Origin of the sequence: Cryobacterium adonitolivorans (genome assembly GCF_004402695.1) — a bacterium.
GTDB classification, from domain to species: domain Bacteria; phylum Actinomycetota; class Actinomycetes; order Actinomycetales; family Microbacteriaceae; genus Cryobacterium; species Cryobacterium adonitolivorans.
On record NZ_SOFL01000008.1, the window covers coordinates 56,171 to 70,871 of the forward strand.

The window sequence follows — 14,701 nt, forward strand, 5'->3', positions numbered from 1 at the left end:
ATCATTCGCCGACTAGGGTAAGCAGGCGAATGTGTTGGGGGCGCGTCTAGGCGACATTCGGGTTGTCGCCCTGACACGGAAATGTCGGAAGGGGATCCACCCCCGGGTGGGTCCCCTTCCGCATGTTAAGTTCAGTGCCGGCGGGTCGCCTGGCCGGCCGAGGCGCCCTGCGCGTGTTCGGCCCGCGGGATCTCCAACCACAGGTCCACTTCTTCGTCGGGCGAATCCTGGCCGAGTGCGCTAAGCCGCGGGTCTGGGCTGTTGATGCCCACGACGGTGACCGCCGTGCCCGAGCCGTCCGCCGCGGTCCTGGCGATGATCGTGGCCGCCGTCGTGGCAGCCATGGCATCGGCCAGGGTGTTCAGCACGACCTCCAGATCGGTGCCGACCAGGTCGTCGATCCCTCCTTCGTCGAGCAGAGTGACGGTGGCACCGCGCCGCCGTGCCGCCATCACCTCACGACGTACGGCGTCGTTGAGCAGCCGGCGCCCGCGGATCTCGTCACGGATCGCGGCCTCGAGGTACCGGCACTCCTTGCGTTGCCCGTCGCTGAGCGTGCCGCGTTCCTGGATTACGCGGCGCAGCATCGGCGCCGCCAGCCGGATGGTCTGGGCCAGGCGCACCTGCCGCTCGTACAGGTGCGCTTCCTGCGCCGCCTGCCACTCGGTGGCCTCCCGTTCGGCGAGGCCGTACTGCCGGGCGTCCCGACCGGCCTTGGCCAGCGCCCTGGCCAGCGTCACGGCCACGAACACCCACACGACGCTGCCGATGACGCCCATCGATGCGAGGGAGCCCGCACCGGCCCAGACGATGGTGTGGACGACCAGGAAGCCCACCCCGACCCAGGAGAGGGTAGCGCGCCGACGTGTGGCAGTGATGGTCATCAGGGTGCCGACGGCGGCGACGTACCAGGTGGCGTAGCCGTTGTCCGCCACCGACCCGTCGAGCTGGCTGCCCACCAGCAGCGGAACGGCGACGCACACGGCAACGTTGAAGAACGCCAGCCAGAGCGGCATACGGGCCGGGCAGGTGGGCCACAGGCTCATCACGGTAGCGAGGGCGTAGAGCAGGACCGCGAGCAGCGGCGGCACGGGCGAGGTCGGCGCATCCAGGGAGTACAGCGCCAGGATCACGTGATAGGTCGAGAACAGGGCGGCCAGGGAGAGGATCAGCCCGCGGGGGACGGTGATCATGAGGCGTCACCGCGCTCGCCCAGCGGCCACTCGATCAGAATCGAGGTGCCCCGGCCCGGTCCGCTCCGCACCTGCACGGCACCGCCGGCGGTCGCAACCCGCTCCCGGATCGAGATACGCAGGCCGAGGCGTTCGCTGGGCACCGCGTCAGGGTCGAACCCAGCACCGGAGTCGGCGATTTCGATGACGCAGCCACCGAGCAGGTTGGAGTTCATCCGCACCGACCTGGACACCGGGTCGCCGGGAGCGCCGGCGTGCTGGATGCTGTTCACGATCGCCTGGGCGCTGGCGGCGAAGAGCGCTTCGCTGGCGTACGCCGGCAGGCTCAGCTTCTCCGTATCGCAGTCGATGAACTCGATCGTCTCCTCGAACCGGTACGCGATGGTGCGGATGCGGTCCTTGAGGTCGCTGAACGACACCATGCTGTCGTCGGCGGCGGGGATGGAGCCCGCCTCGTTGAGCCGGATGATGGCTTCCCTCGCCATCGTGGCGGCGAGCTCTGCGGCCTTGGGGGTGCCGGCCGCCGCGGCGGACAACAGGGCCGCGAGCACGCTGTCGTGCACGATGGAGTCCACCTGCACCCGCTCCACCTCCGTGGCGTGCTGGCGCACGGCGGCGGAGTAGGTGTTCAGGGCATTAATCTGGGCGGTGTCGACGGCGGCGGTGGCCTGGCGGAGCATCGTGATGATGATCAACACCACCTGGCCGAGCAGGATCGCGTAGAACGCGTCGAGAGCGCCGAGCATGGGCTCCGCGCCACCCCCGGCGGGCAGGACCCGCACCACGCCGTAGGCGATCGGGGCCAGCAGGGTGTAGGTCATCGCCCACCACAGCGGGAACGAAATCGCGGCGCAGGCTGTGGCGACGGTGCACAGGTACCAGAGCCAGGACTTGCCGTCCAGCACCCCGTCAGGGGTGTTCAGCATCGCCGGCCACACGACCAGGGCGACGAGGTACAGCACGGCGAACAGTCCGCTGGTGAACCTGATGAATTTCTTCACCAGGGTGGCGATGATCGCCAGGCCCAGCCCACCGTAGATCGCGACGGCGAGGGCGATGCCCAGACCCGGCTTCAGGGCGTCCAGCTGGCCCAGCGTCGCCGGATAGGTCTGCAGGGCGAAAATCAGGCCGACGCCGCCGACGGACCGCGAGACCACCCGCTCGATCTGCGCGCGGCTGATGGGCTTGCGCGGCTGCTTGGATTCGTTGAGGAGGTCGGCACCGAGCTGTTCCGGTTCGACGCGGTCCGGCGACAGCCTCCGCGACCGGACCGGCGTGACCTCCGCGGGACTAGGAGCGCCCATCCCCGCCTTCCGAGTCGAGCCCCGGCAGGATGCCGTCTTCGACGGCCCTGCGCAGCAGGTCGACCTTCGTGGGCGCCGGGCGGCCCACCTCGACGTACTTCACCCGGATTCGGTCGAGGTATTCCCGGGCTGTGGAGTGGGCGATGCCCAGCTGCATCGCCACCATCTTCAGTGGCAGGCCGGACGCGTAGAGGTGCAGCACGTCACGTTCGCGACGGCCCAGCTGGGCCTTGGCGAAGTCCCGGTCGGCGTCGATGGCGGTGGCCCACTCGAGGTTGTTGAGCACGTCGCCGCGAGCCACCGACGCGACGGCGGCCATCACCGTGGTCGTCGGCGAGGACTTGGGGATGACTCCGGCCGCACCGGCGGCCAGGCCCTCACGGACCAGGGCGACCCTGTCGGCGATGCTGTGCACCAGCACCGACGCGCCGGTGCCGCGGGCGAGGTGCACGTTGTCGGTGACGAGGGACCCGTCGCCCAGGGACAGATCGAGCACGATCACGTCGACCGGCCGGCCGGCGATGCCGTCGACGAGTTCGCGCACCGTCGCGGCCTCGAAGACCACCTCGAAGCCGGTGTTCTCGCAGGCAGCCTTGAGGCCGAGCCGCACCGACTCATGGTCGTCGGCGATGCCCACGCGTACGGGGCGGTCGGCCAGGTCGGGCGCGGTGTCAGGCTCGGTCACGATTGTCATCTTTCGTCTGCGGTCTTGGTGCTAACACTAGCTATCTGGTGAGCAGTGCGACGGCTTCGACGTGGTGGGTGTTGGGGAACAGGTCGAAGGCGCGCAGGCTTCGCAACGTGTAACCGTGCCCGGCGAACAGGGCGACGTCGCGGGCCAGGGCCACCGGATCGCAGGCGACGTACACCACCTGAGCCGGCCCGAGGAATGCCAGGGTGTCGACGACTTCGCCGCCGGCGCCGGAGCGCGGCGGGTCGAGCACCACGGTGGCGGCCTGCAGGCGGCTGCGTTCGGCCGCGTCAGCGTCGCGAGTGAGGCCGGTCAGGAACTTGTCCACCCTGGCGGTCTGCGCGGTGGCGCCGACCCATTCGGCGAGGTTCGTAGTGGCGTTGCCGGTGGCCTGGTCGTCGCTCTCCACCGAGGTGATGCGCACGCCGGAACCGAACCTGTCTCCGACGGCGGCGGCGAGCAGCCCGACGCCGCCGTACAGGTCGAGGTTGGCGGCCTTGGGGTCGAACAGGTCGGGGTCGATGGTGTCCTGCACGGCGGCGAACAGGGTCTCGGCGGCGCGGGCGTGCACCTGCCAGAAACCGGCGGCGTCGAGCCGGAACTCGCGGTCGCCGACCAGCTCGGTGATCGGCTTCGGCGCGGTGCGGCGCCGGCGTCCCTTCTCGTCCTGCTCGGCGACGAGGATCTGCACCTCGCCCACGCTGGGGGCGATCACGTCGACGGATGCGGCGCCGGCGAACATCTTGTCCAGCGGCGCGGCCATTTCGAGGGCGTGCACGGCCAGCGGCAGGTCGTCGACGGGGATCACCCGGTGCGAGCGGGCGGCGTACGGGCCGACGATGCCGGTTTCCGTCACGTGCAGGCGCACCCGGGTGCGCCAGCCTGTGCCGTCCATGGCGTCGCCCGGCGAGGCATCCGCTGCGACCGGCACGGCCTCGACGGTGACGTCGCTGTCGATTTTGGCCATCCGGTGCAGCGCGTCGGTGAGGACCTGTCGCTTGAGCTCGCGCTGGTGGCCCAGTTCGATGTGGCCGAATTCGGCGCCGCCGGCGCGGTCGGCCGGGTCCCGGTCGATGGCCGCTGCGGCCCAGATGTGCGGCTGGCGTTCGGGAGCCGCGGTGAGGACCTCGACGGTCTCGGCCCGCCAGAAGCTCTTCTTGTTCGCGTCGGTGAGCCTGGCGCGCACCCGTTCACCCGGGACGGTGTCGCTGACGAAGACCACGCGGCCCTCGTGCCGGGCGACGAAGATGCCGCCGTGGGCTACGTTGGTGATATCGAGCTCGAGTTCTGCGCCGATCTCGCCCTCTGAAGTGCTCTGACTTGCCTGACGATTAGTGTTGGTGCCCATTGAATGAGCATCCCACACTGATGCGCCACCGAAGGGTTCCATGCGTCTGTATCTCGCCTCCACGTCCCCCGCCCGGCTGTCGCTGCTGCGCGCGGCGGGCATCGAACCGGTGACAATCTCGCCGGCCGTCGACGAGGATGCCGTTGCCGCGGCGGAAGCGGCCCGCACCGGCTCCGCGCTCACCCCGCACCATGTGGTGGAGCTGCTGGCCAGGGCGAAGGCGGAGGCCGTCGCAGACGGCGGCGCCGGGCACGGCATCGACGGACTGATCCTCGGCGGGGACTCGGTCTTCGTGCTCGACGGAGTGATTTACGGCAAGCCGCACACCCCTGAGCGGGCGCGGGAGCGCTGGCACGGGCAGCGCGGGCGCACCGGGCAGCTCTACTCCGGTCACTGGCTGATCGAGCACATCGAGGGCCGTCCCGGCCGGGCCGTCGGCGCCGTCGCGGTGGCCGACGTGACCTTCACCGACGACCTCGATGATACGGAGCTCGACGCCTACATCAATACGGGTGAACCGCTGTTCGTCGCGGGCGCCTTCACCATCGACAGCCTCGGCGCGCCGTACATCAGCCGCATCGAGGGCGACCCGTCCACCGTCGTCGGGCTGTCGCTGCCCACCCTGCGCAAATTAGTGCTCCGGCTGGGCTATGACTGGCCAGGCCTGTGGAATACGGGCACTTCGGCCCTACCGGACTGACCGTCCTTTCGGGGCCTTTGTAGCCCGACGCAGTGTTCTTCGGGCGGTTTTTGTGGGAAAGAACCAAAATTGCGGGGGTTCTGACCAATAGGCTCAGTACCTATGTCGCGTATAACGAAGGTCCTCATCGCCAACCGGGGCGAGATCGCCGTCAGAGTGATCAGAGCGGCCAAGGACAGTGGCATCCTCTCGGTCGCCGTTTACGCCGACCAGGACAGGGACGCCCTGCACGCCCGCCTCGCCGACGAGGCCTACGGGCTCGACGGCACCTCCAGCGCCGAGACCTACCTCGTCATCGAGAAGATCCTCTCCATCGCCCGCCGCTCCGGCGCCGACGCCGTGCACCCCGGCTACGGTTTCCTGGCCGAGAACGCCGCGTTCGCCAGTGCCGTCATCGACGCCGGCCTCATCTGGATCGGCCCGTCCCCCGAGGCCATCGAACAGCTCGGCGACAAGGTGTCGGCCAGGCACATCGCCGAGAAGGTGCACGCGCCCATGGCGCCCGGCACCCTGAACCCCGTAGCAGACGCCAGCGAGGTGCTCGACTTCGTCGACCAGCACGGCCTGCCCGTCGCCATCAAGGCGGCGTTCGGCGGCGGCGGCCGCGGCCTGAAGGTGGCCCGCACCCGCGAAGAGGTACCGGAACTGTTCGACTCCGCCGTGCGCGAGGCCATCACGGCGTTCGGCCGCGGCGAGTGCTTCGTGGAGAAGTACCTCGACAAGCCCCGGCACGTTGAAACCCAGTGTCTGGCGGATGCCCACGGCAACGTCGTCGTGATCTCCACCCGCGACTGCTCCCTGCAGCGCCGCCACCAGAAGCTCGTCGAAGAAGCGCCGGCGCCGTTCCTCACCGAGGCGCAGACGACCGAGATGTACCGGGCGTCCAAGGCCATCCTCAGGGAGGTCGGCTACGTCGGTGCCGGCACCTGTGAGTTCCTGATCGGCCAGGACGGCACGGTCTCCTTCCTTGAGGTGAACACGCGCCTGCAGGTGGAGCACCCGGTGTCGGAGGAAGTCACCGGCATCGACCTGGTGCGCGAGCAGTTCCGGCTCGCCGAGGGCGGCGTGCTCGACTACGACGACCCCATCGCCGTCGGCCACTCCTTCGAGTTTCGCATCAACGGTGAGGACGCCGGCCGCGGCTTCATGCCCGCACCCGGCCCGGTGCACGTGTTCAAGGTCGCCGGCGGCCCTGGCGTGCGCGTCGACAGCGGCGTGCAGTCCGGCGACGAGATCTCCGGCTCCTTCGACTCGCTGCTGGCCAAGCTCATCGTCACCGGCGCCACCCGGGAACAGGCTCTCGAGCGCGCCCGCCGCGCCCTCGACGAGTTCGAGGTGGCCGGCCTACCCACGGTGTTGCCGTTCCACCGCCTGATCGTGCGCGACCCGGCCTTCGCCCCCGCCGACGGCGCCCCGTTCACGATCTACACCCGCTGGATCGAGACCGAGTTCGAGAACACCATCGATCCCTGGAGCGGCACCCTCGAGGACCGTCCGCGCTCCGACGCCCGTCACAGCGTCGTCGTCGAGGTGGACGGCCGCCGTATCGAAGTGAGCCTGCCCAGCAAGCTGCTGCCCGGTACCGCGTCGGAGAGGACCGCCGGGCCCGCCCCGCGCCGCCGTACCGCCGCGCACTCGGTGAACACCGCGACGGGCGATGCCGTGAAGGCGCCGATGCAGGCCACCGTCGTCAAGATCCTCGTCGCCGAGGGCGACACCGTCGTCAAGGGCGACCTGCTGCTGGTGCTGGAGGCCATGAAGATGGAACAGCCGCTCACCGCGCACAAGGACGGCGTGGTCGGGGTCATCGGCGCCGACGTCGGCTCGACGGTGTCCAGCGGCCACCTGCTGCTCACGGTCAGCTAGCCGCCGCCCGGCGTCCCGCCCGGTCGCCAGGCACAACTGTGCCCGAAGCAACAGTTGCCTCCTGTGCGTCAGGGTCTGCGGGTCAGTAGTGCACCTTGTGCATCGCGCGGGCGGCATCCGTGATGGAACCGGTGAGCGACGGGTAGACGGTGAACGCCTCGGCGACCTCGTCGACGGTGAGGCCGTGCTCGACCGCGAGAGTGAGCGGGAAGATCAGCTCGCTGGCCTTGGGGCCCACGATGACGCCGCCGATGACGGTGCCGGTGCCGCGGGAGGCGATGAGCTTAACGAAGCCGTCCTTGATGCCCATCATCTTGGCGCGCGGGTTCGATTCGAGCGGCATCTTGTATACCTCGCCGCGGCGCACGCCCTCTTCGATCTCCTTCTGGGTCCAGCCGACGGTGGCGATCTCCGGCTGAGTGAAGATGTTGGCGGCCACGTTTCGGATCTCGATAGGGTTCACGGCGTCGCCCATGGCGTGGTACACCGCGGTGCGTCCCATCATGGATGCGACGGAGGCCAGCGGCATCTCCGTGGTGCAGTCGCCCGCGGCGTAGATGTTGGGGATCGAGGTGCGCGCGACCCGGTTCACCCGGATGTGGCCGGAATCGTTCAGCTGCACGCCGGCCTCGGCCAGGCCAAGGCCCACGGTGTTCGGCACGGCGCCGACGGCGATCAGGCAGTGGCTGCCCTCGACGGAACGGCCGTCGGTGAGGGTGACCAGCACGCCGGTGTCGGTGCGTTCGGCGGTGGCAGCGCGGGACTTGTTCAGCACCACCATGCCGTTGCGCTTGAACACGTTCTCGATCACGGCGGCCGCGTCGACGTCTTCGCCTGGCAGCACCTGGTCGCGGCTGGAGACGAGGGTGACCTCGGCGCCCAGCGCCCGGTAGGCGGAGGCGAACTCCGCACCGGTGACGCCGGAACCCACGACGATGAGATGCTTGGGCACCGACTTGAGGTTGTACAGCTGGGTCCAGGTGAGGATCCGCTCGCCGTCGGGCATCATCGTGGGCATCATGCGCGGGCTCGCGCCGACCGACAGCACAATGGTGTCGGCCTCGACCCGGTCGAAATCGGTGCCGGAGCCGTCGTCCCCGGTGGATACGATGACCGCGTCCCGGCCGTCGAGCCGGCCGTGGCCGCTCTGCAGCTTGACGCCGGCCTTGACGAGGGTCTCCCGCATGTCCTGGGACTGCTCCCTGGCCAGCGCGAGCAGGCGCTTGTTCACCGCGGCAAGGTTGATAGCGACCTCGGGATGCAGGGGCTTTCCGGTGGAGTCGCGCACGAAGAACTGCACGCCAAGGTCGCTGGCCTCGCGGATGGAATTCGACGCCTCCGCGGTCGCGATCAGGGACTTCGAGGGCACGACGTCGGTGAGCACCGCGGCGCCGCCCACGCCGACGCGTTCGATCAGCGTGACCTCTGCGCCCTGCTGGGCGCCGGCGAGTGCCGCTTCGTATCCACCGGGGCCGCCGCCGATGATGGCGATGCGTTGTTTTCGTTCGAACTCGTAAGGCATTCACTTATTCTGTCCTGCACCGCGCGACCCGCCAAACCACGGCTGCCCCGCAGGCAATTAGAGTAGGAGGATGCTCACGACCGAGATCAATCCTCTTGACGCGCCGGAAACCAACCCGTTCGACGTGGCCGCCACCGCCGCCCAGGAAATCGCCGACGCCACCGGCGTCGCCCATCACGACATCGCCCTGACCCTGGGGAGCGGCTGGGGCAAGGCCGCCGACCTGATCGGCGAGACCACCCACACGATCCCCGCGCAGGAGATCACCGGGTTCAGCGCGCCGGCCCTCGCCGGCCACGCGGGCATGCTCCGCTCTGTGCTGTTGCCCAGTGGCAAGCGCGCCCTGGTGATCGGCGCCCGCACCCATTACTACGAAGGCCACGGCGTGCGCCGGGTCGTGCACAGCGTACGCACCGCCGCCGCGACCGGGGCGACGACCATGATCCTCACCAACGGGGCCGGCGGCATCCGCGAGACCTGGAAGCCGGGCACCCCGGTGCTGATCAGCGACCACATCAACCTCACCGCCGACTCGCCGCTCGAAGGCGCCACCTTCATCGACCTCACCGACCTGTACTCCCAGCGCCTGCGCGACCTCGCCAGGGGCATCGACCCCACCCTGGACGAGGGCGTCTACTGCCAGTTCCGCGGACCGCACTACGAGACGCCCGCCGAGGTGCAGATGGCCAAGGTCATCGGCGGCCACATCGTGGGCATGTCCACCGCCCTGGAGGCCATCGCCGCCCGCCAGGCCGGCATGGAAGTGCTCGGCATGTCGCTGATCACCAACCTTGCCGCCGGCATCCAGAAGACCCCGCTCAGCCACGGCGAGGTGCTCGAGGCCGGCCAGGCCGCCGAGACCACCATCAGCGCCCTCCTCGCCAGCATTGTGGCCGCACTGTGAGCCTCAACGACCAGACTCCGGCCCAGCCGGGCACCCCCGCCGAGCCGCTGCGCCCGCGCGGCGCCCACGCCGCCACGCCCGACACCGAGCCCGGCACGGATGCCGTCGCCGCGGTCCCCGAGACCGCCACAGACGACGAACGCGAACCGGAAACCGCCGTGCTGAACACCGTCGCCGACGAGCCGGCCAGCGAGCAGGACGCAGACGTGCCCGCAGCCACGGCCGTGCTGGACACCACGGCCACCGACCCGGTCAACCTGTTGCTCGTGACCGCCACCGCCTGGCTCGCCCAGGACCCGGACCCGGAGACCCGCGCCGAGCTGCGTGTGCTGATCCAGCAGGCCCAGGACCGCGACCCGGCCGCCGTCGCCGACCTGCACTCCCGCTTCGACGAGCGCCTCGCGTTCGGCACCGCGGGCCTCCGCGGCGAAATCGCCGCCGGCTCCAACCGGATGAACCGGGTTCTCGTCAGCCAGGCCGCCGCCGGGCTCGCCGCCTATCTCCTCGCCGCCGCAGCGAACAACCGGCCCGGCAGCATCCCCTCGGTGGTCATCGGTTACGACGGCCGACGCAACTCGCACGTCTTCGCCACAGACACGGCCGCGATCATGGCCGGTGCCGGCGTGCGTGCCGTGCTGCTGCCCCGCCTGCTGCCTACCCCGGTTCTGGCCTTCGCGGTGCGCCACCTCGGCGCGAGCGCCGGCGTGATGGTCACCGCCTCGCACAACCCGCCCAACGACAACGGCTACAAGGTGTACCTCGGCGACTCCGACGAGGGCTCGCAGATCGTCTCCCCGGATGACGTCGCCATCGCCGCCGAGATCCAGCGGGTGGCAGACACCCAGCTCGTGACGGAACTGGCCCGCGCCGCCTACGAAACCGCCCCGGAGTCCGTCGTGCAGGCCTACGTGGATGCGACCGCCGCCGTCGGCCGGCCGCCGCGCGCGCAGGTGACCTGCGTCTACACGGCCCTCCACGGAGTGGGCTGGGACACCACCCGCCGGGTGTTCGACGCTGCCGGGTTCGCCCTGCCCACCCTCGTGGACGCGCAGATCGCCCCCGACTCCGCGTTCCCCACCGTCGCGTTCCCCAACCCGGAGGAACCCGGCGCGATGGACCTCGCCTACGAGAGCGCGCGCGAGGTGAACGCCGAACTGATCATCGCGAACGACCCGGATGCGGACAGGCTCGCCATCGCCATCCCCGACGTCGACGCGCCGGAGGGCTACCGTCGCCTCAGCGGCAACGAGGTCGGCGCCATCCTCGGCTGGCGGGCCGCTGAGCTCGCCGCGACCGCGCCAGGTGACGGCGGCGCGGACGGAACCCTCGCCTGCTCGATCGTGTCGACGCCGGCGCTCAAGGCCGTCGCCGACGCGTACGGCCTGAACTTCGCCGACACCCTCACCGGGTTCAAATGGGTCTCCCGCGCTCCCGGCCTGATCTTCGGCTTCGAGGAGGCCCTCGGCTACCTGGTCAACCCCGGCACGGTGCGCGACAAGGACGGCATCTCGGCCGCCGTGGCGCTGCTGTCCCTGGTCAGCGACCTCAAGGCCGACGGCGTCACGCTCGCCGAGCACCTCGACGCCTTCGCCGAGCGGTTCGGTTTCTTCGCCTCGGGCCAGATCTCGGTGCGCGTCACCGACCTCACCGAAATCGAGAGGGTGATGGCGCGCCTGCGCGAGAGCCCGCCCGCGATGATCGGCGCGAGCCGGGTCGACCACATCGACGATCTCTCCCACGGCTTCAACGGCCTGCCGCCGAGCGACGTGCTGCGGATCGTGCTCGCCGACGGCTCCCGGGTGATGGTGCGGCCCAGCGGCACCGAACCCAAGCTCAAGGTGTACCTCGACACGCACAGCAGCCTCGGCAGCCTCGCCGAACGCCGGCAGGCGGCATCCGATGCCCTCGTCGAGCTCGACAGGGGCATGCGCGCGCTCATCGGCTGACCGGCCGGCGCTTGAGCGCGGATGCCCGACCGGGCATCCGCGCCGTGCTTAACCGAGCGCGATCTCGAGCTTCGCGGTCAGCTCGTCGAGGTCGAAGAAGTTGTCAATCACGATGACGTCGGCGTTGGTCTTGCCGATCGACGGCACCAGCTCCGACGAGGTGAGGATGACCTGCGCGTCCGCGGCGGCCAGCTTCACGCTGGCGATATCGGCCGCGGTGACGTCGGCCTCGATGTCCAGGCGCTCGAGGGCGCGTTCGGCGTTGACCTTGAGAATGGCGGACGTGCCGATACCGACACCGCAGAGTGCGACGATCTTCATTGTGGTTCCTCCGTGCTGGCGTCTTCGCCGGTTGGTGCCGCGATGCCCAGGAGCGAGCGTACGGATGCTGCGTCCGGCGCCGCTGCCAGCGCCGGGATGATGCTCGAGTCGTTGAAAATGTTGGCGAGCTCGGCGACGAAGTGCACGTGCTCGTCACCCGTGGTCACCGCCAGGCCCAGGATCACGTTCACGGGGTCGTTGTGCGGATGCCCGAACGCCACGGGCTCGGCGAGGGTCACCACGCTCAGCCCCTCGGTGAGCACATCGGGGCCGGGCCGGGCGTGCGCCAGGGCCAGCCCGGGCGCGATCACCACGTAGGCGCCGAATTCCTCGATCACGGCGACCATGCGCTCGGTATAGCCGGGTGCGGTGGAACCGGATCTCTCCAGCGCCGCGCCGGCGGCGCCGACGGCGGCCCGCCAGTCGGGAACGTGCAGGCCGACGTCGATGGCGTCAAGGGGAAGTGGTGGGAGGGACATGGCTGCTTTCTAGCGTGGGCGACGGCGGGCTAGGCGTTGGCGAAACCCGCGACGATGGCGTCGGCGAGTTCTTCGCGCTCCTCCAGCGGCAGGAATGCCGCGGAGGCCGCGTTGAGCTGCAGGGCCTCGAGGTCGTCGAGGTCGTAGCCGAAGGCATCGGTGAGCAGGGCCAGCTCACGACTGAGGGTGGTGGCGCTCATCAGCCGGTTGTCGGTGTTGACGGTGACGCGGAAACCGAGCTGGTAGAGCAGGTCAAACGGGTGGTCGAGGATGTCGTCGCCCCAGGACGCGATCGCGCCAGTCTGCAGGTTCGACGACGGGCTGAGCTCCAGCGGGATCTCCCGGTCACGCACCCACTGGGCGAGCGGGCCGAGGGTGACGTAGGTGTTCTCCTGGTCCTCCCGGCCGATTTCGATGTCCTCGGCCAGGCGCACTCCGTGCCCGAGACGCAGGGCGCGGCCGGCGAAGAGGGCGCCGCGGATGCTGTCCAGCCCGTCGGCCTCGCCGGCGTGCGCGGTGACCGGGAAGAGGTTCTGGGCCAGGTAGTCGAACGCGGCGGCGTGGTTGCCGGCCGGGAAGCCCTCCTCGGCGCCGGCGATGTCGAACCCGACCACGCCGAGGTCGCGGTGCCGCACGGCGAGTTCGGCGACCTCGAGGGACCTGTCGGCGTGCCGCATCGCGGTGATCAGCTGGCCGATCTTGATGTTGGTGCCGGCCCGGGCAACCCCTTCGATGCCCGCGGCGATGCCTTCCTGCACGGCGTCGACGGCCTGGTCGAGGCTGAGGCCGGCCGCCAGGTGCTGCTCGGGGGCCCAGCGCACCTCGGCGTAGATCACGCCGTCCAGGGCGAGGTCTTCGACGAATTCCCTGGCCACCCGCACGAGGGCCTCGTGGGTCTGCATAACGGCGACGGTGATCTCAAAAGTCTTGATGTAGTCCACGAGCGAGCCGGAGGTCGCCTGGCTGACGAACCAGTCGGCGAGACCGGCCTCGGTGGTGGCGGGCAGCTCAAGGCCGATCGAGTCGGCCAGCTCGAGGATCGTGCCCGGCCGCAGGCCGCCGTCGAGGTGGTCGTGCAGGGAGACTTTGGGCAGGGCGTTGATGCTCACGCCGCTGCCGGGCAAAAGGTATTCCTCGGAGCTGATATTCACTCCCCCAATCTATCGCTCCCGCGCGGCACGTATCCCGATGCCGCCACATCCGCCCTCGGCACCCGCCCGCCGCCGCGCCCCGGCCCGCCCGGCGACGCCGGGTGACAGGTGCGGCCCGTGGAACGGCCCCCCAACGGGCCCCATCTGCCCGTTCGCCGAAGTTGGAGACGGCGAGTGGGCAGTTGCGGCCCCGTTACCTGTTCCAGACGGGCCCGAACTGCCCACTCAGTGGGGTGCACTCCCGGTGTCGGTGGATAACTCTGACGCGCGCGAGCAGGAACTGGCACGGTGCTGGCATGTCCCGTCGATCAGAACTCCCCCGCGGTCTCGACCTGGATGGTTTCACCGTCGCCGAGGCCCGGGCGGCGGGGGTCAACCGGAAGCGCACGCGCGCCCGCGACCTGGAGATCCCGTTCCGCGGTGTGCGGGCGTTTGCGGGCAGCGGTGCGGCAGTGGCCGGCCTCGCCCGCGCCTATGCCGCACGGATGCCCGCAGACCACTTCTTCAGCCACACCACGGGGGCGCTTCTGCTCGGCCTTCCGCTTCCGCGTCGGCTCGAGAACGATCCGCGGCTGCATGTGAGCGTCCTGTCCCCCGAGCGAGCGCTCCGCATGAGGGGCGTCGTGGGTCATTCCGTACGGGGCCGCCCAGGCCTCTGGATCGTGAACGGCCTCACGATGACGGACCCCGTGAGCACTTGGTGCGACCTCGCAGCTCTACTCGGCCCTGACGACCTGATTGCGGTCGGCGATCACCTCCTGGGAAAGCTCGCGCCGCCGGCCACGATGGAGCTGCTCGCCGCCGCTGTCGCGGCGCGGGCGGGACGACGCGGTGTGCAACGGCTACGCCAGGCGCTGGTGTGGGTGCGCCCCAGGGTGGAGTCCCCGCGCGAAACCCGGCTGCGGCTGCTGGTGGTGCGCGCCGGCTTCCCCGAACCCGACACCAATGTCGACTTGCCCCTGCCTCCGGGGCGCAGGCGGGCGCGCGGAGACCTGGTTTACCTGCGCTACAAGATCCTGGTCGAGTACGACGGCGAGCAGCATCGCACCGATGACGCTCAATTCGCTCGCGACCTGGAACGCCTCGATGACCTGGCCGCCGCAGGCTGGCGGGTCATCCGCGCGGCGAAGGGCACCCGTCCCGCCGAGATCCTCAGCCGCCTGGACGAGGCGCTGCGAGCGAGAGGCTGGCGCCCCTAGCGTCTGAGCCGGGAGAACAGCCTCACGAGAAGGCAGTTCGGGCCCGCTCGGGCCATCCACACCGGCCCCATATGTCA

The 14,701-nt window shown here is 70.0% G+C and carries 13 protein-coding genes; 5 read left to right on the forward strand and 8 right to left on the reverse strand.

What is annotated here, in order from left to right; genetic code table 11:
* Positions 1-131: 131 nt before the first annotated feature.
* From E3O42_RS02655 to E3O42_RS02670, 4 genes are read right to left on the reverse strand one after another with little or no spacing between them, the layout of a single operon-like run.
* On the reverse strand, positions 132-1,193 hold the full coding sequence (locus E3O42_RS02655; protein ID WP_134452386.1) for a hypothetical protein: 1,062 nt from the start codon (positions 1,191-1,193) through the stop codon (positions 132-134).
* Positions 1,190-2,497 carry a sensor histidine kinase gene (locus E3O42_RS02660; protein ID WP_134452387.1) on the reverse strand — a complete coding sequence of 436 codons (1,308 nt, stop codon included), beginning with the start codon at positions 2,495-2,497 and terminating at the stop codon, positions 1,190-1,192. Before E3O42_RS02660 ends, E3O42_RS02655 begins: the two co-directional genes overlap by 4 nt.
* Positions 2,484-3,191, reverse strand: coding sequence for a response regulator transcription factor (locus tag E3O42_RS02665; protein WP_134452388.1), 708 nt, complete (start codon positions 3,189-3,191; stop codon positions 2,484-2,486). The genes E3O42_RS02660 and E3O42_RS02665 overlap by 14 nt, the downstream gene beginning before the upstream one ends.
* A gap of 31 nt (positions 3,192-3,222) precedes the next feature.
* A complete protein-coding gene (locus E3O42_RS02670; protein WP_134452389.1) occupies positions 3,223-4,536 on the reverse strand; it encodes a class I SAM-dependent RNA methyltransferase in 1,314 nt (437 codons plus the stop codon).
* Positions 4,537-4,576: 40 nt separating this feature from the next.
* On the opposite strand from E3O42_RS02670, the gene E3O42_RS02675 reads away from it, so the two are divergent.
* Both E3O42_RS02675 and E3O42_RS02680 read left to right on the forward strand, forming a co-directional pair.
* On the forward strand, positions 4,577-5,236 hold the full coding sequence (locus tag E3O42_RS02675) for a Maf family protein (RefSeq protein ID WP_134452390.1): 660 nt from the start codon (positions 4,577-4,579) through the stop codon (positions 5,234-5,236).
* A gap of 102 nt (positions 5,237-5,338) precedes the next feature.
* Positions 5,339-7,102: an acetyl/propionyl/methylcrotonyl-CoA carboxylase subunit alpha gene (locus E3O42_RS02680; protein WP_134452391.1), complete on the forward strand. Its 1,764-nt coding sequence runs from the start codon at positions 5,339-5,341 to the stop codon at positions 7,100-7,102.
* Between the two features lie 82 nt (positions 7,103-7,184).
* On the opposite strand, the gene E3O42_RS02685 is transcribed toward E3O42_RS02680, so the two are convergent.
* On the reverse strand, positions 7,185-8,624 hold the full coding sequence (locus E3O42_RS02685; RefSeq protein ID WP_134452392.1) for an NAD(P)H-quinone dehydrogenase: 1,440 nt from the start codon (positions 8,622-8,624) through the stop codon (positions 7,185-7,187).
* A 70-nt stretch (positions 8,625-8,694) separates the two neighbouring features.
* Here E3O42_RS02685 and E3O42_RS02690 point away from each other — a divergent pair, with 70 nt between their 5' ends.
* Positions 8,695-9,528: a purine-nucleoside phosphorylase gene (locus tag E3O42_RS02690; RefSeq protein WP_134452393.1), complete on the forward strand. Its 834-nt coding sequence runs from the start codon at positions 8,695-8,697 to the stop codon at positions 9,526-9,528.
* 224 nt (positions 9,529-9,752) lie between these two features.
* Positions 9,753-11,474: a phospho-sugar mutase gene (locus E3O42_RS02695; RefSeq protein ID WP_241984608.1), complete on the forward strand. Its 1,722-nt coding sequence runs from the start codon at positions 9,753-9,755 to the stop codon at positions 11,472-11,474.
* A gap of 48 nt (positions 11,475-11,522) precedes the next feature.
* Here E3O42_RS02695 and E3O42_RS02700 read toward each other — a convergent pair whose 3' ends face one another.
* From E3O42_RS02700 to E3O42_RS02710, 3 genes are read right to left on the reverse strand one after another with little or no spacing between them, the layout of a single operon-like run.
* Positions 11,523-11,795: a PTS sugar transporter subunit IIB gene (locus E3O42_RS02700; protein ID WP_134452394.1), complete on the reverse strand. Its 273-nt coding sequence runs from the start codon at positions 11,793-11,795 to the stop codon at positions 11,523-11,525.
* Complete coding sequence (locus tag E3O42_RS02705; protein WP_134452395.1) at positions 11,792-12,274, reverse strand: PTS sugar transporter subunit IIA; 483 nt, start codon at positions 12,272-12,274, stop codon at positions 11,792-11,794. The genes E3O42_RS02700 and E3O42_RS02705 overlap by 4 nt, the downstream gene beginning before the upstream one ends.
* 29 nt (positions 12,275-12,303) lie before the next feature.
* On the reverse strand, positions 12,304-13,425 hold the full coding sequence (locus E3O42_RS02710; protein ID WP_134452396.1) for an adenosine deaminase: 1,122 nt from the start codon (positions 13,423-13,425) through the stop codon (positions 12,304-12,306).
* 296 nt (positions 13,426-13,721) lie between these two features.
* Here E3O42_RS02710 and E3O42_RS02715 point away from each other — a divergent pair, with 296 nt between their 5' ends.
* A complete protein-coding gene (locus E3O42_RS02715) occupies positions 13,722-14,624 on the forward strand; it encodes a DUF559 domain-containing protein (protein ID WP_134452397.1) in 903 nt (300 codons plus the stop codon).
* Positions 14,625-14,701 lie beyond the last annotated feature (77 nt).